Below are 18,646 nucleotides of genomic sequence, written 5' to 3' on the forward strand. Positions count from 1 at the left end.
GGCCACTCGCCCTCAACGTCCCACATCGAAAGGTAACCCCATGTCACACCACGGTAACCCTGCAGAACACTCCCACGGCGCCAGCTCATACGGCAGCGCAGGCCACAGTGCCTACAGTCACGGCGGCCGCCCGCCCATGCCCACCGCCAAGGACGCGGCAGGTAAAATTCAGGGCCAGCGCCCTGGCGAAGTAGCCGAAGGCGACAGCCAGTTCCACTACGCCCTCTACACCGTCTTCGCCCGCGAAGGTGCAGCCGACCCCGCCGCTACCGGCGCTGAGGCAACCGCCGAACTCGAAGCACTGGTCGCTGAGCTCGAAGCCAAGGGCGTAATCACCCGCGGCTTCTACGACGTCTCAGCCATGCGCAACGACGCTGACGTGATGGTCTGGGTCCACGGTGCTGTACCCGAAGACCTGCAGGCAGCAGTCCGCAGCTTCCGCCGCACAGCAGCTTTCTCGGGCACCAAGATTGTCTGGTCAACCATGGGCGTACACCGCGACGCCGAATTCTCAGCCGGTCACACCCCCACCTTCGCCAAGGGCATCGCCCCCGAACAGTGGATCTGCGTCTACCCCTTCGTGCGCTCCTTCGACTGGTACACTATCAACCCCGAAAAGCGCCGCGAGGTCATGAAGAACCACGGCATGAAGGGCATTGACTTCCCCGAGGTACTGCCCAACACCATCGCCACCTTTGGCCTGAACGACTACGAATGGCTCATCGCCCTCGAAGCCCCCGAACTGGTACTCCTCGTTGACCTCATGCGCTCCTTCCGCAACACCGAAGCCCGCCACTTCGTACGCGAAGAAATCCCCTTCTACACCGGCCGCCGTATCGAGGCCGCCGAGGTTGCCCAGGTGATCGCCTAATGACCACCCAGCTTCCTGCCGACATCATCCCCAACCAGACCGACCCGGCCAACACCGCCTCCAACGGCCCGGCTGTGCTCGATGAGAGCACCATCGGCACCTACACCAGCGAGCGCACCCTCACCCGCCCCCGTGCGTCCGCCCCGCAGGACTACGACCTGGTGATTCTGTCCTCCTTCGGCGGCCCCGAGGGGCAGGACGACGTGATCCCCTTCCTGCGCAACGTCACCGCCGGCCGAGGCATCCCCGACGAACGCCTCGAAGAAGTCGCCACCCACTACCGGGCCAACGGCGGCGTCTCACCCATTAACGAGCAGAACCGTGCCCTGCTGGCCGCCCTACGCCAGGCTATGGCCGAAAAGGGCCCGGACATCGAGATCACCTGGGCTAACCGCAACTGGGAGCCCTACGTCAACGACGTGGTCCAGCAGGCCTATGACGAGGGAAAACGCAAGATTCTTGTGCTGGCCACCAGCGCCTACCCCGGCTACTCCTCCTGCCGCCAGTACCGCGAAGACTACGGAATCGCCCTTGAAAAACTGGGACTAGACGGCAAACTGCAGATTGATAAGGTCCGCCAGTTCTGGGACACCCCTGGCTTCATCCAGCCCTTTATCGACGGCCTGGTTGAGGGGCTCACGGACGTCCGTGCCCAGCTTGCTGCCGCCCAGCAGGCTGCCGCGGGTAACGGAAAAATCCGCATCATGTTCTGCACCCACTCCGTACCCACCAACGCCGCCAACGAGGCAGGCCCCCGCGGTGTCGACTACGAAGGCGGCTCCGCCTACGTTGAGAAACACCTGGAAGCTGCCCGCGCCGTCCTCACCGGTGTGCAGGCCGTTGACCCCGCCCTGCTCGATGAAGTCGACTGGGAGCTGGTCTACCAGTCCCGCTCCGGCCCGCCGTCTATGCCCTGGCTCGAACCCGACGTCAACGACGCCCTCGAAGCCCTTGACGGTAAGGTCGACGGCATCGTGCTCGTGCCCCTCGGCTTCGTCTCAGACCACATGGAAGTCAAGTGGGACCTCGACACCGAAGCCCTCGACACCTGCAAGCGCCTCGGCTTCGCAGCAACCCGCACCCCCACCCCCGGCACCCACCCCGCCTACGTTGAGGGCCTACGCCAGCTGATCGCCGAACGCGTCGCCTCCACCGCCCCCGCCCAGGACGCCGACGGCGTACAGGCAGCCCGCCAGTCTGTCTGCGGCGGAAACGGCTGGTTCGACGCCTGCAACCCCGACTGCTGCAAGTCCCAACGCCCCGGCTCCGAGAAGCCGGTGATTGCTGATTACCAGGGGTAATTTGCTGGACGGGTAGGCTGCAGGGGACATACGTTTGCCGACTAACCTTCTTGAGCTCGCGCTGGGGCGCTCGCTCAATTCATGCAGCCTCGCAGGCTCGGCTGATTTGCGAGGATTTCTTTTTCGCTTCGCGGAAATCCTCGCTCATCCCAGCCAGTCGGCTTCACGTATGTCCCCTGCCGCCGCATAACTGTACAGGCCAGGAAAGCGGGCGGAGGGGAACACGCAGCAAGCTCGCGTGGATCGGGGCTGGCGGTGAATCGCGACGAGCCCCCAGGCGAGGAGCGAGAGCGGTTGCGAGCTCTGCCTGTTTCCCCGGAGCACGCGGCCCACGCCCCCCCTCTGCAACACGACGGCTTAAACATTTCAGATAAGGATTGCACGAAAGGACGCTCATTGGCAGCTCGAACATTTACCGTAGGTACGCGCGGGTCGGCTCTTGCGACCACCCAGACCGGCTGGGCTGTTCAGCGTATGCGGGAGGCGACCGGCATTGAGCTAGAGACCGTCACCGTCAAAACTGAGGGAGACGTGCTCACCGGCCCCCTGTCTCAGCTAGGTGGTACCGGTGTTTTTGCTGCAACCCTGCGCGCCCGCCTGCTCGATGGGGGAGTGGACGTGGCCGTCCATTCACTGAAAGACCTGCCCAGCGCGCCCTGCCTGGGACTGACCGTCGCTGCTACCCCGGAGCGGGAGGACCCCCGAGATGCCCTGTGCGCCCGGGACGGTCTGACCCTCGATACTCTACCTGCTGGTGCCCGGGTGGGCACCGGCTCACCGCGTCGGGCCGCCCAGCTGCTGGCTATCCGCCCTGACCTCACCATTGTTGATATCCGCGGTAATGTGGGTACCCGCCTGGCCCGTGTGGCTGGCAATGAGCACTACGGGGTAGGCGCCCACGGCCTGCATGGCGAGAAGAAACTTGGCGCTATCACCGGTGACTGCGATGCGGTTGTGCTGGCTGCTGCCGGTCTGCACCGCCTGGGTCTTGCTGAGACTATCACCGAGTACCTGGGGGTCGACAGGGTTGTGCCCGCTCCCGGCCAGGGGGCCCTCGCTATCGAAATTCGTACCGAAGATACCGGCGAACAAACAGAGCTGGGGCAGGCTGTAGCCGCTGTCAACCACACCGAGACCCAGCTGGCTGTGACCGCTGAGCGCGCCCTGCTCCGCCGACTTGAAGCCGGCTGTGCCGCCCCCATTGGGGCTTACGCCCTGGTGGACGCCGGCCAGCTCGTCCTTAACATCGCTGTGGCTAACCCCGACGGCACCGAGCTGCTGCGGCACACCGTGCAGACAGAGACCCTGTCGGCAGAAGCCGCCGCCTTCCTCGGCACCCAGGCCGCCGATGACCTGCTGGGCATGGGCGCTGCCGCTCTCGCCGGTCTTGAAGGCGGTGCCTAGAGCTATGACTACCTACCTCATTACCCGCACCCCGGCTAAGGCCGCCGCGCTGAGCCGCGCTCTTCTGGAGCAAGACGCCGAAGCAAAGCTGCTCTACACCCCCATTCTTGACCCCGTGGGCACCGAACCAGAAGACTGGGAAGAGGTCGCCTTCGCCCTGATCCGCGGGGAATTCTCCTGGGTTACCTTCACCTCGGTCAACGGGGTGCTGGGGCTAGATGCCCTGGCACAGGGGCTGGACCAAAGCCTGGTCGAACTGTTAGGCGCTGCCCAGATCGCAGCCGTCGGCCGGGCTACCGAGTCGGCCCTGACCGAACGCGGACTCATGGTCGACTTCGTGCCCGAAACCCAGTCTGCAGCCGGAATGGTCGACGAGTGGCTCATTGACGAAGAATGGGATAACCCCATGGACGAAACCATCTTGGCCGTCCAAGGAACCACAGCTTCACCGACCCTCGAAGAAGGACTCACCGACTACGGCTACACCGTAGCCACCCTACCGGTCTACGACATGCTGCCCTACCCAGCAGAGAACCCCCTCACCGAACAGAACCCCGCTGAGCCCGATGCCCCGTCAGGTTCCGCCCTCACCCTGGGCGAGGCCGTCACCGCGCTCGCTACTACCGACGTCCTGATTGCAACCTCGCCCCTGCTCCTGCAAACCCTAGCGGATGCCGCCAGCAGCACTCTTCCCCCCACCGTTGCCATCGGGGCCAGCACCGAAGCCGCCGCCCGCAACCTACCCGAGCAGCAGCGTCCTGCCACCATCACCGTAGCGGCAAGCCCCGCTGCCACAGACCTGGCAGCAGCCGCCCTCGCCCTCTAAGCTAAAAAGACACCTACCCGTCAAGGAAGACCATGTTTGAACCCTCAGCCCTGCCGGTGCGCCCCCGCCGCCTGCGTACCACCGGCCCCATGCGGGCCCTGACCGCCGAAACCGCCCTGACCCCGGCTAACCTGGTGCAGGTGCTTTTCGTGCGCGACGGAATCGAGGAGCCCGTTGCCATCGAATCCATGCCCGGCCAGTACCAGCACACCCTGGAGACCGTCATCGACGAGGTACAAAAAGCCGTGGACGCCGGCGTGCGCTGCATCGACCTCTTTGGTGTGCCCCGCGATAAAGATAAGGACGCGGCCGGTTCAGCTGCCTGGGCTGAGGACGGTATTCTCAACCGGGCTATCCGCACTGTGCGCCAGCACTTCGGCGACTCGGTGGTCGTCATGGCAGATACCTGCCTTGACGAATTCACCGACCACGGCCACTGCGGCCCCCTGACCGAAGATGCCTTCGGCAACACGGTTGTTGATAATGACGCCGCCGTGGAGTCCTACTGCAAGATGGCGGTTTCCCAGGCACGCGCCGGTGCCCACACCGTCAGCCCCTCCGGTATGATGGACGGCCAAATTGCCGCCATGCGCACCGCTCTCGACGAAGCTGGCTTCACCGACGTGTCTATCTTGGCCTACTCCGCCAAATACGCTTCGGCCTTCTTTGGCCCCTTCCGCGATGCAGTGGGTTCCACCTTCACCGGCGACCGCAAAACCTACCAGCAGGATCCCGCTAACCGCCGGGAATCCCTCTACGAAGTCCAGCTCGATATCGAGCAGGGCGCCGATATGGTCATGGTCAAACCCGCTACCGCCTATCTCGACATTGTGCGCGAAGTCGCCGACTTCTCACCTGTTCCCGTTGCTGCCTATCATGTCTCTGGCGAATACGCCATGATTGAAGCCGCTGCCGCCGCCGGCTGGATCGACCGCAAGGCCGTAGCCCTCGAAGCCCTCATGGGCATCCGCCGAGCAGGCGCCTCCATCATCATGACCTACTACGCCACCGAAGCCGCCACCTGGCTCAACGAAAGGTAAACCCCTTGACCGTCTCAGAAGACCTTTTTGCCCGCTCAGCCCGCGTCATTCCCGGCGGGGTCAACTCACCCGTACGCGCCTTCAATTCCGTGGGCGGCACCCCCGCCTTCATGGTGGAGGCATCCGGCCCCTACCTGACCGACGCGGACGGTCACAACTATGTTGACCTGGTCTGCTCCTGGGGCCCTGCCCTGCTTGGCCACAAGCACACCGGCGTCATCGAAGCCGTGCACGCAGCGGTTGAACACGGCCTCTCCTTCGGTGCCTCAACGGCTGCTGAAACCGAGCTGGCTGAACTCGTGGTTGACCGCATCAACGCAGTAGCCCCCGGAACCATCGACCAGATTCGCATGGTCTCCACCGGCACCGAAGCAACCATGACCGCCATCCGCCTGGCCCGCGGCTATACCGGCCGCGACAAAATCATTAAGTTTGCCGGTTGCTACCACGGCCACGTTGATGCCCTACTCTCAGAAGCCGGCTCCGGCGTTGCCACCCTTGCCCTGCCCGGCTCGGCAGGCGTCACCGCCGCTACCGCAGCCGAAACAATCGTCCTTCCCTACAACGACGAGGACGCCGTCCGCGCAGCTTTTGCCACCAACCCCGGCGAAATTGCCGCCATCATCACCGAAGCAGCCCCCTGCAACATGGGCGTTGTGACCCCCGCTGAGGGCTTCAACGCCTTCCTGCGCGAGATTACCCGCAAACAGGGCGCCCTCATGATTTTCGACGAGGTGCTGACCGGCTTCCGCGTCTCCTCCGCAGGCTACTGGGGCTACTCCGCCCCCGCAGAAGGCAACTGGACCCCCGACATCTTCACCTTCGGCAAAGTCATCGGCGGCGGCATGCCCATGGCTGCCCTGGGCGGCAAGCGCGAGATCATGGAATACCTGGCTCCGCTGGGCCCCGTCTACCAGGCAGGCACCCTCTCCGGTAACCCCATCGCCATGGCTGCAGGTCTGGCCACCCTCAAGGCCGCTGACGCCACCGTCTACGAAACCATTGACGCCCGCTCAGCCCAGCTGCAGGCCGCCCTGGTTGAAGCCTTCAACGCTGCCGGGGTCAACCACTCCATCCAGACCGCAGGCAACCTCTTCTCCGTTGCCTTTGGCACTGCTGATACGGGCGTGCACAACTACGAAGACATCAAGGCATCAGAAACCTACCGCTACAATGCCTTCTTCCACTCCATGCTGAACTCCGGCATCTACCTGCCGCCCAGCGCCTTCGAAGCCTGGTTCCTTTCAGCAGCCCACGATGACGCCGCCATGGACCGCATTATCGCGGCCCTGCCTGACGCCGCCCGCGCAGCGGCAGAGGCGACAGCCTAGGCTCATGCCTTCTACGGGCGCGGCGCACTGGCCGGTAGCCAACTGGCTGGGGCTGGCATGAATCGCTTGCGAGCTTGCGAGCCAGCGAGAAGGTTAGTTGGCGAAGGTCAGTGCGCCGCGCCCATAGTTGTGCCTGCTCACCTACATCTGCGTGTAAGTTTCCTTACCTCATGTGCCCCTGCGGCAGGGACGCCAGGTTCTGGGTGTCGCGGTCGTAGAGCCAGTTCTTGTCCATGAGCAGGCGGGACAGGGCCAGACCCATTCCTAGAGCAGCGAAGATGAGTAGGACCTGCACAAAGCTGGCCAGGGCCTCATTGACATCACCGTTAGAGAAGTGGGCCATAGACATGTAAAACATGACGCCGGGAACCATAGTGACGGTAGCCGGCACAGCCAGGGAGATGCGGGAAACTCGGCGGGCGTGGAGGGGAGCGATGATTTCTGAGAGTACCCCGGCGGTAAAAACGGCCAGGGCAATGGCGAGGTGGGGTGCCCACCCGGCTTCTACTAACCAGATACGGCCCGGGTTTACGATTGCGGCGATTGCCCCTGCCCAGGCGCAGGAGAGGGGAGTAGCTGAGAAGAGCATGGCGAAGCCGAAGGCGGCGGTGAAGGAGGCCAGCATCTGGAGGGTCAGGAGCAGCCAGAAGCTCAGATGCGGGGCTGGGGCCTGCTCTAGGGGCAGGCTAAAGACCAGGGAAATCAGCCAGACCGAGAAGGACGCACTGCCCAGGAGCAGGGCAACGTAGGTGAGGCGGGAGATGCCTGAGGAAAAGTCCATGCGGGCTATTTCTAGCATGCCGGTGACCAGTGGGAAGCCCGGTACCAGGTAGAGAATCGACGAAATAAAGCCCACCAGGTGGTTATCCGCGATGAGACCGGGAGCGATAAGGGCCGACATAACCCCCACATAGATACCGGCTGAGAGCAGGCCGCAGAGCATCCAGACCGCCATATGGTTGAGACCCCTGTGGGCGAGGGTGGAGCGTAGGAGCTGGCCGGCGAAGGCTGCGACGAGAACGACTGAGCATTCAATGACACCGCCCTGGTTGAGGAAGGCGAAAGCTGCACAGGCTAGGGCGGCGGCGAGAGCTAGGAGCAAGGGGGCATAGAGGGGCTTTTCTTTCTCAATGCGGGTGAGTGTTGCGTCGGCTAGAGCCGGGTCGATGCGTTCGGGCAGGGAGGAGACGAAGTCGCTGAGCAGGTCGATTTTGTAGGCGGAGATTCCCTTGACTCGGGTTTCTGCAATTTCGGTGCGGAAGTTGCCACCGGAGTAGGCGGTGGTGGAGAGTTCGGTGAAGTGTACCTGGGCGTGATGTTCTTCAAGTCCTACGGCTTTGGCCAAGCGGGACATGGAGGTTTTGACGCGGTAGGCGCTGGCCCCAGACTTCATGAGGAGCAGACCTAGCTTGAGGACGACCGCCGATTGGGCTACCAGTTCTTTGTGCTGGTTGCGGGTGGAGCCGAGGTAGATGCTGTTGGTGGGCGCGGGCTCGTTCACGGTCGTCCTTGCGGTTGAGGTGTATCTGCTTCTTTAAATCTAGTAGAGGGAGGGCAGAAAAGGACGCCGGTGGGCAAGTGATGGTGCTCAAGGCACCTACCTGCCCACCGACGTCCTGACGGAGTGCTCACGCTATCTGAAACTTAGTCGGTGCGCACCGGCCAGGCGCCGCTGATGTCCGCCTGCTTGCCAATGCGGTTGAAGTAGTCCTGCAGCTCAGCCGCCTGCTCAGCTGCCCAAGTAATCTGCTGCTCGTGCAGGGCTGTAGCAGGCTGTTCGATTTCTTCGTATTCAAAGCTCATAGCCGTCAGTAGGCGCTCAGCTGCTAGGGCGTCGTCCTTCGAGGTGTGGGCGTTTTCCAGCTCCACGCTGTACTCGCTGGCCAGCACTTCCAGGGTGCGCTTACCTTTCTTAAACTTGTGAACATGCTTATTGATGACTAGGGGGTCAAGCACGGGGTAGCAGGTCAGCGGCGGGTACCCGTAGCGGGCCAGCTCAAAATGCAGCACCGAGAAATCGTAGGCAGCGTTAAAGGCGATGACGGGAACGCCGTCGGCAAAGAGACCGCCCAGAGCCATAGCCACCTCGTAGGCCACCTGCTGGGCAGGCTTGCCGTGCTTGCGGGCGTACTCGGTAGTGATGCCGTGGATAGCGGACGCCTGCTCAGGAATCTCAACCCCGGGGTCAGCCAGCCATTCCCCGGCGCGCAAAACCTCGCCGTCCGGAGAAACCAAGACCAAAGACGCCGTGACGATGCGGGCAGTCTTAGGGTCGATACCGGTTGTCTCAAGATCGAAAGTGGCGCGGGGAAGCTCGGTCCATGAAGTCATACCTTCGATAGTAGCGACAGAACCTGCGTCACAAAAATATTTGAGGCAGGTGGCGCCCAGGCTCTTAAAATGTCAGCCACCTATGATGAACTTGGACTACAGTGAGAACCTCGACCAAGACAAAAGATGGGGAGTGCACGGTGACACACGAGCAGCTAGAGACTCAGGGCGCTACCTTGCTTCTGGGCGCGCCCGGCAGCGGCAAAACCCAGGCCCTGTTAGAAGCAGCTACCGCATTCATTGAGCAGCGCAAAGACCCTGCCCGCCTGCTGGTGCTCACCCCCTCACGCGTCAGCGCAACCCGGTTCCGAGAAGCACTTTCAGCCCGCATCACCGCAACAGTCTCAACGGCCCCGGTACGAGCCTGGCAGGCTTACGCCTTTGACCTGCTGCGTCGAGCCCATATCGAGGGGTACTTACCCCACCTGGACTTCATCCCTAAGCTCCTTTCAGGCCCCGAGCAGGACGTCCTGATTAAAGAACTCCTCGACGGCCACCACAGCGGCGAAGGCTCTGGCATTATCTGGCCCGATGACCTCCGTGAAGCCCTTGAAACCCGCGGTTTCCGCCACGAGGTGCGAGACTTCTTTGACCGCATGGCAGAGTACGACTTGACCGCTCAATCTGTCAGCGACCTAGCGACCCGCTTCGACCGCCCCGAGTGGCAGGCGCTAGCAAAGCTCTACACCGAGTATCGCCAGGTGCGAGCCCTGAGAGCACCGCACGCTTTTGACCCGGCAGCCCTTATCCACGAGGCCACCAAGACCCTGCTGGCCCACCCCGATGTGCTGAGTGCAGAACGTGCCCGCTTTGACCTGGTGCTCATTGATGACGTGCAAGAACTTACCCCCTCTATCTACCGGCTTTTGGCTGTTCTTGTCGGTAAATCGGCAGAGTACCTGCGTGCCACAGCCAGTAACTCACTGGCCTCTGGAGCGGATACCGAACCTTCAGACCTGGACGGTCTTCTTGCCTCGGGCCCGGCAGCGGTCATGACCTGCTGCACCGATACGGTCGTACAGGGGTTCCGCGGAGCTAGCCCCCAGCTGGCAGCCAACCTCCCCGATATCTTCCCCTCTCTCGTTACAGAGGAGCTCACCACGAGCTGGCGCATGGCTCCTGTTATCGCCGAGCGCTGGGCAGAACTGGCCTCCCGCCTACCCGTTGTGCTCCGGGCAGCCCACCGGCGTGTCCTTACCCCCGCTCCGCAGGAGCCCAGCGAAGAGGCTCTTCTGCCGGTTGGGGACGACGGTGCCCTGCTTAACCCTGCAAAAGCAGCAGAATCGGGCCCCGAGGTGCTAGGCCTGGTTGTAGAAACCCCCCAGCAGGAAAACCAGCTGCTAGCCCAAATGATTCTCGAAGACCACCTCTACCGGGGCAGGGCCTACCAGCGTAGCGCTATTATCGTGCGAAACGGCTCAGACATCACCCGGCTCAAACGAGCCCTCATTAACCTGGGTGTTCCCGTACAAACAGCAGCCTCTATCACCCCCGTGCGCGATGAACCTGCCGCCCGCCCCTTCCTTGATGCTCTAGGGCTGATTCTGCACACCCGGCGCCTACGGGGTACAGAGCAAGCCACGAGTCTTCAGGCCACAGAGACAGAGCTTTCAACTACCCAGCAAGCAAACACCTGGGACCTGGGTGTTGATACCGCGGTTTCCCTGCTGACCTCCCGCTTGGGCGGGGCCTCGACCATGGACGTGCGTCGTTTACGCCAGCGTCTTCGCGCCGAAGAACTGCGAGCCGGGGGCACCCGCGACAGCGATGCCCTCCTGGTTGAAGCCCTCGTCAAACCCCAACTACTGCCCACCGGCGAAAGCAGCGCCGCTGCCCGCCGCCTGGGCCGGGTACTTACCGCAGGCGATAAAGCCCTCGACCAGCCCGGCGCTACCGCCGAAACCGTCCTCTGGGCACTCTGGGAGGCCTCAGAACTCGCCCCCCTCTGGAAAGCCCAGTCCCTCTCAGGCGGTGCAGGAGCCGACCGAGCCGGGCGAGACATCGACGCCATGATAGGCCTGTTTGAGGCAGCCGAACGTTACACCGACCAGATGCCAGGAGCCACCGCCGAACAGTTCCTGGCCTACATCGATGCCCAAGACCTACCCATGGATACCCTGGCAGAGCGCACCAACCACCGCGACGCCGTAGAAATCATGACCCCCGCTCTCGCCGCAGGGCGTGAATGGGACACCGTCTATATCGCGGGGCTGCAAGACGGCACCTGGCCGAACACCACCGTCCGCGGCTCCCTACTGGGAACCCTCGATCTGGTGGACGCAGCTACCGGGCGCCTGGATGCGAACAGGCACGATAACGGTGGGGGAGTAGCTCCCGGCTATTCGCTCCTTGAACGCCTACGATCCAACCGTTTCGACGAGTTCCGTATGTTCGCCACAGCAACCTCTCGAGCCCGCTCCCGGGTAGTCTGTACCGCTGTGTCTTCCGCCGATCAGGCCCCCAGCGAGCTCCTCGATATCTTTGCCCCGGCCCCCGGCGGTGAGCGACCCCTCACCGAGGTGCGGCGCCCCATGACCCTGCGCTCGCTGGTCGCCGAACTGCGCCAGTGGTCCGAAGCCCAGCACATTTCACCGGTGAAAGCCGATTCCGCTGCCCGACTGCTGGGCCGACTCGCTGACCCTGAGCAGACTTCCGGGCTGAACTTACCTGGTGCCCACCCCCGCTCCTGGTGGGGGCTGCTGCCCCTGTCCTCACAGGCCCCGGCCTTTGAAGGGGACGGGCCGGTTCCGGTATCGCCGTCTCAGATTGAAAAGATTCACCGCTCGCCCCTCGACTGGTTTGTGGCTGCCTCCCGTGCTGAAGCCGCCACCGATGCCTCGCGATCTCTGGGCACTCTCATCCACGCCATTTGCGAAGATATGCCCGATGGTAACGGAACCGACCTGCGCGATGAGCTCCACCGCCGCCTACCCCAGCTAGGGCTGCCTAACACCTGGGAGAGCCAGAAGATGGTGGAGCGGGCCGAGGGCATGCTGCAGAAGTTTGCCGACTATGTGCGAGACCTCAAGGGCAAAGGACGCTCTCTGGTGGGTGTCGAAGGTTCCTTTAGCGTGCTGGTTCCCGGCCCCGCCAAGGACGCCCTGCTGTCGGGGCGTGTGGACCGCATCGAGGTAGATCAGGTAGGGCGCTTTATCATCATCGATTTGAAGACCGGTAAGAGTAAACCTACCAAGGCTGACCTGGAACAGCACCCCCAGCTCGCTGCCTACCAGGTTGCTCTCGAAGCCGGTGCAGGCGCCCTGATGCAGCAGGCCCTACAGCACGATGCCCTAGCCCAGAAAGAAGGCGAGCAGCCAGCGACGCCGCAACCGAACCAGGTGCCGGTACTCGACGGGCTCCACGAGCTTTCGGGCGGTGCTCTGCTTCTACAAATTGGTGGGACCACGAAGAGCTACTCTGAGCAGGAACAGGCCCCGCTGACCGCTGAAAGTACCTGGGCCGTTGAGCTCATCAATCGGGCTGCCGAACTGATTGCAGGGGAGCACCTACAGGCTCGGCATACCGCAGGTGGCCCCTTTGGTATTGGCTGTGCCCTTCCCGATATTTGCCCCATCTGCTCACGGGGCCGCGCTATCACCGTCCGCCCCGCCCAGTAAAGGCAGAATCATGACTGAACAGAAGCCAGCAGAAACCTTTCTCAGCCCCGAAGATATCGCAAAAGCCCTGGGCCGCCCCCTACCCACAGCGGAGCAATCTGCCATTATCAGCTCCCCACTGGTACCCCGCCTGGTCGTAGCGGGAGCAGGGTCAGGCAAGACCGCCACCATGGTGGACCGGGTGGTGTGGCTGGTTGCAAACGGGCTTGTGCGTGCCGACCAGGTACTGGGGGTGACCTTCACCCGCAAGGCCGCAGGTGAGCTACGGGAGCGTATGCGCTCCCGCCTTGAAGAGCTCCGCCGCCAGGGGCTCGTGCGAGAAAACCCTGATCAGGGCGCGGACGGAGTCACGAGCGACCCCACCATCTCCACCTACCACTCCTACGCTAATACGCTAGTGCAACAGTATGGGCTTCGCATCGGCGTAGAAGACGATGCCCAAATGCTGGGGGGTGCTCAAACCTGGCAGCTGGTTGCCCAAATCGTGGAGCACTATGAGGGCAAGCTGCCTGAAAAAGACGTCGCTAAGTCCACCATGGTGGAATCCATCATTAAACTCTCGTCCGAGTGCGCTGAACACCTGGTAAGCCCCGATACCGTTATCGACTGGTGCACAGAAACACTGAAACAGGTGGAGCACCTGGGTAAGCCCACGGTCAAGGGGGCAACCACCGAACAGCGGGCCCTGGTGCAGGGGCTGCAGCTGCGTATTTTTTATGCTGAGCTGGTCAAACGCTATTCGTCCATCAAAGAACAGATGCAGGTGATGGACTACGGTGACCTCATCGCCAAGGCTGCCCACATCGCGAAGACCGTGCCCCAGGCTGCGCAGACAGAACGGGAACGCTTTAGGGTGGTGCTCCTGGACGAATTCCAAGATACCTCCCATGCCCAGATGCAGCTCTTCTCCGATTTGTTTGGGGCAAAAGCAGATGCCCCTGCCCACCCCGTCATGGCGGTGGGCGACCCCAAGCAGTCTATCTACGGCTTCCGCGGAGCTTCAGACGGCCAGCTCTTTAGCTTCTACGACTACTTCCCGGCAGAAGACCGCACCGCCAGCTACCTCACCGTGGCCTGGCGAAACGACACCTCTATCTTGGCGGCTGCCAACCGGGTAGCTGATCCCCTGAGCGTAAGCCCCGACTGGGTTCAGCGCACCCACGCCATCGAGGTGCCGCCCCTGGTCGCGCGTCCCAACCCCACCGCGGGGCGGGTGCTGGTGGGGGAATACCTTACCGACCTGCAAGAAGCCCGTGCTCTTGGCCAGATGATTGCCGAGCAACGCTCTAGCTTTTTTGGCCGCCCGCTCTCCGACATGCCGACCATGGCCGTTCTTTGCAAAAAACGAGCCATGATGGAACCCCTGCAAGAAGCCTTCGACGAGCTGGGCGTCCCCTACCAGGTAGTAGGTCTGGGCGGTTTGCTCGATACCCCCGAAATCGTAGATCTGGTGTCGGTGCTCCGAGTGCTGAGCGACCCCGGCCGTTCAGATGCGCTCATGCGCATACTGGCTGGCGCCCGCTGGCGTCTTGGCTTATCTGACCTGCTAGCCTTTGGCGAGTGGGCAGAAGCCCTCAAACGCCAGCGAGAACTTGAAATCAGGTTTGGCATTACAGCCCAGGCCGCTGCCCTGCGCGCCGAACAGGAAATCCTCGACGAGGTTGAGGGCCTGAGCGAAGCCGCTGAACGCGGCGCCACCAGCGCCAGGGACCTGAAGGACGCTGGCGAACAGGTACCGGCGTCCGCTGAAGACTACCGGCGCCTGCTCCAAGCTGCCGCCCCCGATGTCACCGATGGAGCCTCCCTGATTGAGGCTCTCGAAAATCTGCCGCAGGAGGGCTGGGCCTCAGCTCGTAGCGGCAGGTCCATCAGCTCCGAAGGCTTGAAACGACTTCAGGCCGTATCGAGGGAGCTGACCTACCTGCGCCAGTTCACCGCCGATGACCTCACCACCCTCATCAGCGAAATTGAGCGCACCCTCCTGCTCGATATTGAGCTAGCAGCCCGCCCGGGGGCACACGCCACATCGGCCCGCAGGCACCTTGATGCCTTCTACGATGTGGCCGCTACCTACGAGTCCACAGCCCCCCGCGTGAACGCCCTGCTCCTGGCAGCTGCCAACGGCCAGCCCCTGGAAGAGGGGGAGGCCGGCGTCCGCTTTGCTCTGAGCGCCACCGGCGCCTCAGCATCGGGGATTAGCGGATTCTTAGCCTGGCTTGATGCTGCAGCCCAGCAGGAAGCCGGGCTCGAAATGACAGCAGAGGCCCCCCGCCACGACGCGGTGCAAATTCTCACCGTGCACGCTTCAAAGGGACTGGAATGGGACCAGGTATATATTCCGGGCATGGCTGCCGGAGACTTCCCCGATGCTAAGGACGAACGCTGGACCAAGCAGTCGGACACCCTGCCCTGGCCCTTGCGAGGGGACGCCGCCTACCTACCCGGCTGGCGGTCGGACTTTGATCATTTGCAGGATCTCGGTGATTTTATGGCCCAGCTCTCGGAGCAGGCGGTAGAACACCGAACCCTGGAAGAGCGCCGTCTGGCCTACGTGGGATACACCCGCGCCCGGTCCCTGCTCGTTCTGACTACCTCGGCTTGGAAAGGAATCACGACCAAGCCCCGCCTCATGTCTGATTTCGTCGCCGAGTTACTCGATGCCCCTGTTGAGTTAGCTGAAATTCTGAGCGAGCTCGACCCTGACCAGGTAGGCACCGTCAACCCCCAGTCAGCCACGATTACCACCGCCCTCTGGCCCTTCGACCCCTTCAACGGGCCCCACCAGATGACCTGGACCTCCCTTCAGGAACTCGAAGCAGCAGGCCCTGCACCCAGCCCGAACGAGAGTAAACAGGGCAACCTAACAGGGCTCAGCCCCCGCCAGGTAGTCGAGCGTGCGGCCCAGAACGTGCTGCGCGGAGGGCTTGAAGCAGATGCGCTCGCTGAAGCTCTCGCTGCCCTTCCCGACCCCACCCCGGAGCAGAGCCAAGAGGCACGAGACGCTATCGAAGACTGGCAGGAAGAAACCGACCTGCTCCTGAGCCTGCTGGCCGCACCCGCGGAAAACAGCTCCTTTGAGCTACCCGGCCATCTGTCAGCCTCCCTGCTCGTCAACCTGGTCAAAGACCCACAGGCCGTCATCGACAACATGCGACGCCCCATGCCCCAAAAGCCGGGTATCGCGGCCCGCCAGGGCACCATCTTCCACAGCTGGGTTGAAGACCACTTCGGCACCAGCGGCATGCTCGACATGGACGAAGATTTCGATGACGACAGCACCGAAGAAGAGCTCAATATTCCGGCTCTGCGAGAGAACTTCCTCGCTAGCGACTGGGCAAGCCGTGAGCCCTGGGCCCTGGAATACCCGCTGGAAACACCGCTTGGTGGAGTAACGGTACGCGGCCGCATAGACGCTATCTTTACCCGGACGGACGGCGACGGCTCGACCGTCTGGCAGCTGGTGGACTGGAAAACGGGGCAACCGCCGCGCACCAAGAAGGAGCTCAAAGAACGGTCGGTGCAGCTCTCCCTCTACCGCCTGGGCTTTGCCCGCTTGCAAGGAGTGCCCCAAGAAAATGTAGAAGCCCACTTCTTCTATGCCTCTACCGGAGAGAGCATTGAAGTTACTCACTTCTCAACCCGGACCGAGCTAGAGAAGGCTGTGGAGCGAGCGGCTCAGCTGGCTGGCTGAATCGCCCCAACAGCTCGTAGCTCGGCTTCAAGATGATCCAACATCGAAACAGCTTCTGAGATCATCACCCTATCTTCTAGCTCAACCCCGCGGATGAGCCACTGGGCCAAACCGAATTCAGCGTAGAGGTTAGCTCTAGCTTCGAGGTTACGGTCGGGTTCCTGGGGCATTTCTTCCCGGTAGCTTGCGAAGACGCGCTCTCTAAAGAGGGGGTCTTCGCAGGCGTAAAGCCAGGCAAAGTCAGCAGCGGGGTCTCCCACACAGACCTCTGACCAGCCGGTGATTTCAACAATTTTTTTCTGGTCAAGCACGAGGTTATCTTCGTTGAGGTCCCCGTGAATGACACGGGGGCGGAAGTCCCACATCACCGTGTTGTTGAGTTGCTGCTCCCAGCGGGTGAGCAACCCGGAGGGCACCTTACCAGTGGCTACAGCCAGGTCTAGCTCTGCAAGCCTGCGCTCGCACACCTGCTGGCCGGTATAAACCGGTAGGTCAGCGTCCTCAACGATGGTGGTGGGGAAAACGTGGATGGTGGCGATATGGCGGGCAATCTCATCCGCTATATTGGGCTGGCCTTCCCGGGTGCGGTGGGAAAGATCGGCTAAGTCATCGATGTCGTAGTGGGCCCCAGGGTTATGGGTGTAGATAAAGGCCTGCCGCCCGTCGAGAGGGACGGTTCCTACGATGGTGGGTACGAGGAAGGGCAGGCGGGCACGCAGGCCCGGGGTGAAGGACTGGAGGATGACGTGCTCCGCTTCGAGTCGCACGCTAGCTTCGGGGTGTTTGGGGGCACGGACGCGCCAGCGTTTGTCGGCTGAGTCAATGATGATGGCTGAGTCGAAGTCGAGGGCGTCGTCGGCTGAGGGTAGGGCGGCTACGGGGTAGAGCCCGGGAACCCCAGCTGATACGATGGCGGCAAGTTGAAGCGGTGTTGAAGTCACACTTTTAAGGGTACAAGAGAAGTTGGAACGAACCCGATATGAATGCTGAAAATATGACTAATCTGTCGGTAGCTGGCTCGCAGTACGGGACGGACGCTGCTCTGACCCCGGGTGAGCAAGGCTGGTTTTCGCCGCTGGGGCGATTGCCTCTGACTACCGACCGGGTGCGAACCACCGGCGCGGTGCGAGAACACTCCGGTTTCTTTGGGTATTTGGGGCGGGCTCTAACAGAGTGGCCGCTACCGACCGATGCCCCGTCAAACGACCTTTACCCCTGGCTCCTTAGCCCCGCCCTTATCGCTCTGGACGGGGGCAAGGTGCTCGTTGCAGAAACAGGTGAAGACCCCGAGCCACTAGACCTGGCCGGTGTCTTTGACCTGCACAGCGAAGCCTTGCTGAGCTACACTTCACTTGATCGCCACCAGCACCCTTCCCTGATTTTCGCTGGGAGCCGGGTGCTGGCGTCCGCCCCGGAGCGGGTGGGGGAGGACTCCGCAGAGCCTCAATTGGAGCAGCCCGTGCTGGTACTCCTGGCCGATTTCGACCGTTATCTCAACCTGGGTGATGCCCCGCTCAATCTTCAGGGTTTTGAAAACCAGGAGCAAACCCTGGCCGAGATGATAGCTGCCCGGTCAGGTGGTAGCTGGGTGAGCGTCCGCGACTACGCTGCCTACGCCTATGAAGGGCAGGGAGCCGCCTTTGCCTGGGGCGAGGTGCTGGCGGCAGCGGCGTCCTTGAGCACCTGGCATGCATCCTCTGGTTTTGATGCGCGGACGGGCGCCCCCACCTTCGCTACCCGCGGCGGCTGGGCGCGGGCCACCGAAGCGGGTAGAGAGCTCTTCCCCCGCACAGACCCCGCCGTTATCACAGCCATTACCGCTGAGATTGAGGGTGAGAGCAAGACTCTGCTGGGGCAGGCGCGGGCCTGGGGAAAAGGGCGCTTTTCTACCTTTGCCGGGTTTGTTGAGGGCGGCGAAGCCCTTGAAACCGCTGTGCTCCGAGAGGTCTACGAGGAGTGCGGTGGGCGGGTCGCCTCACTGAGGTATCTGGGGTCGCAACCCTGGCCCTTCCCCAGGTCGCTGATGTGTGGTTATCTCGCTGAAATCTCCAACCCCAACCAGGTTGAAGCCGACGGAGCTGAGATTGATGAAATCCGCTGGTTCAGCCGATTAGAGCTCCTTGACGCCCACCGGTCAGGCGCTGTGCAGCTACCCGGGCCGAGCTCAATTTCCCGCCGCCTGATTGAGTTCTGGCTGGGGCAGCCCCTGGGCCCTGCTGGGCGGGTAGACTAGA

Annotated in this window: 12 protein-coding genes; 9 read left to right on the forward strand and 3 right to left on the reverse strand. The window is 62.6% G+C overall.

The window, feature by feature from the left end:
* Nucleotides 1–136 precede the first annotated feature (136 nt).
* The 6 genes from hemQ (at nucleotide 137) to hemL (ending at nucleotide 6,773) form a co-directional block, all read left to right on the forward strand.
* Nucleotides 137–871, forward strand: a complete 735-nt coding sequence (hemQ, locus tag QM007_RS03685) for a hydrogen peroxide-dependent heme synthase (RefSeq protein ID WP_502949091.1) — start codon at nucleotides 137–139, stop codon at nucleotides 869–871.
* On the forward strand, nucleotides 871–2,172 hold the full coding sequence (locus QM007_RS03690) for a ferrochelatase (protein ID WP_283490602.1): 1,302 nt from the start codon (nucleotides 871–873) through the stop codon (nucleotides 2,170–2,172). The genes hemQ and QM007_RS03690 overlap by 1 nt, the downstream gene beginning before the upstream one ends.
* Before the next feature lie 396 nt (nucleotides 2,173–2,568).
* Nucleotides 2,569–3,576, forward strand: coding sequence for a hydroxymethylbilane synthase (gene hemC, locus QM007_RS03695; RefSeq protein ID WP_283490603.1), 1,008 nt, complete (start codon nucleotides 2,569–2,571; stop codon nucleotides 3,574–3,576).
* 4 nt (nucleotides 3,577–3,580) lie between these two features.
* A complete protein-coding gene (locus QM007_RS03700) occupies nucleotides 3,581–4,402 on the forward strand; it encodes a uroporphyrinogen-III synthase (RefSeq protein ID WP_283490604.1) in 822 nt (273 codons plus the stop codon).
* Nucleotides 4,403–4,434: 32 nt separating this feature from the next.
* Entirely contained in the window at nucleotides 4,435–5,442 is a 1,008-nt protein-coding gene (gene hemB / locus QM007_RS03705; RefSeq protein WP_283490605.1) for a porphobilinogen synthase, read from the forward strand.
* Between the two features lie 5 nt (nucleotides 5,443–5,447).
* On the forward strand, nucleotides 5,448–6,773 hold the full coding sequence (gene hemL, locus QM007_RS03710; RefSeq protein WP_283490606.1) for a glutamate-1-semialdehyde 2,1-aminomutase: 1,326 nt from the start codon (nucleotides 5,448–5,450) through the stop codon (nucleotides 6,771–6,773).
* 163 nt (nucleotides 6,774–6,936) lie between these two features.
* Here hemL and QM007_RS03715 read toward each other — a convergent pair whose 3' ends face one another.
* Nucleotides 6,937–8,274: a threonine/serine exporter family protein gene (locus QM007_RS03715; protein ID WP_283490607.1), complete on the reverse strand. Its 1,338-nt coding sequence runs from the start codon at nucleotides 8,272–8,274 to the stop codon at nucleotides 6,937–6,939.
* Between the two features lie 143 nt (nucleotides 8,275–8,417).
* The gene (locus QM007_RS03720; RefSeq protein WP_283490608.1) at nucleotides 8,418–9,104 is read right to left on the reverse strand and encodes a 3'-5' exonuclease; all 687 of its coding nucleotides are present in this window, start codon (nucleotides 9,102–9,104) and stop codon (nucleotides 8,418–8,420) included.
* A gap of 140 nt (nucleotides 9,105–9,244) precedes the next feature.
* Between QM007_RS03720 and QM007_RS03725 the strand changes: the two genes are divergently transcribed.
* Together QM007_RS03725 and QM007_RS03730 are read left to right on the forward strand one after the other, a co-directional pair.
* A complete protein-coding gene (locus tag QM007_RS03725) occupies nucleotides 9,245–12,721 on the forward strand; it encodes an ATP-dependent DNA helicase (RefSeq protein WP_283490609.1) in 3,477 nt (1,158 codons plus the stop codon).
* A 10-nt stretch (nucleotides 12,722–12,731) separates the two neighbouring features.
* Nucleotides 12,732–16,412 carry an ATP-dependent helicase gene (locus tag QM007_RS03730; protein WP_283490610.1) on the forward strand — a complete coding sequence of 1,227 codons (3,681 nt, stop codon included), beginning with the start codon at nucleotides 12,732–12,734 and terminating at the stop codon, nucleotides 16,410–16,412.
* On the opposite strand, the gene QM007_RS03735 is transcribed toward QM007_RS03730, so the two are convergent.
* The gene (locus tag QM007_RS03735; protein WP_283490611.1) at nucleotides 16,397–17,353 is read right to left on the reverse strand and encodes a phosphotransferase; all 957 of its coding nucleotides are present in this window, start codon (nucleotides 17,351–17,353) and stop codon (nucleotides 16,397–16,399) included. The two genes, QM007_RS03730 and QM007_RS03735, sit on opposite strands and share 16 nt — an antisense overlap.
* 38 nt (nucleotides 17,354–17,391) lie before the next feature.
* Between QM007_RS03735 and nudC the strand changes: the two genes are divergently transcribed.
* Nucleotides 17,392–18,645, forward strand: a complete 1,254-nt coding sequence (gene nudC, locus QM007_RS03740) for an NAD(+) diphosphatase (protein ID WP_283490612.1) — start codon at nucleotides 17,392–17,394, stop codon at nucleotides 18,643–18,645.
* Nucleotide 18,646: the final 1 nt, after the last annotated feature.

The sequence above is a fragment of the Rothia sp. SD9660Na genome (assembly GCF_030064065.1).
Classification (GTDB): Bacteria; Actinomycetota; Actinomycetes; order Actinomycetales; family Micrococcaceae; genus Rothia.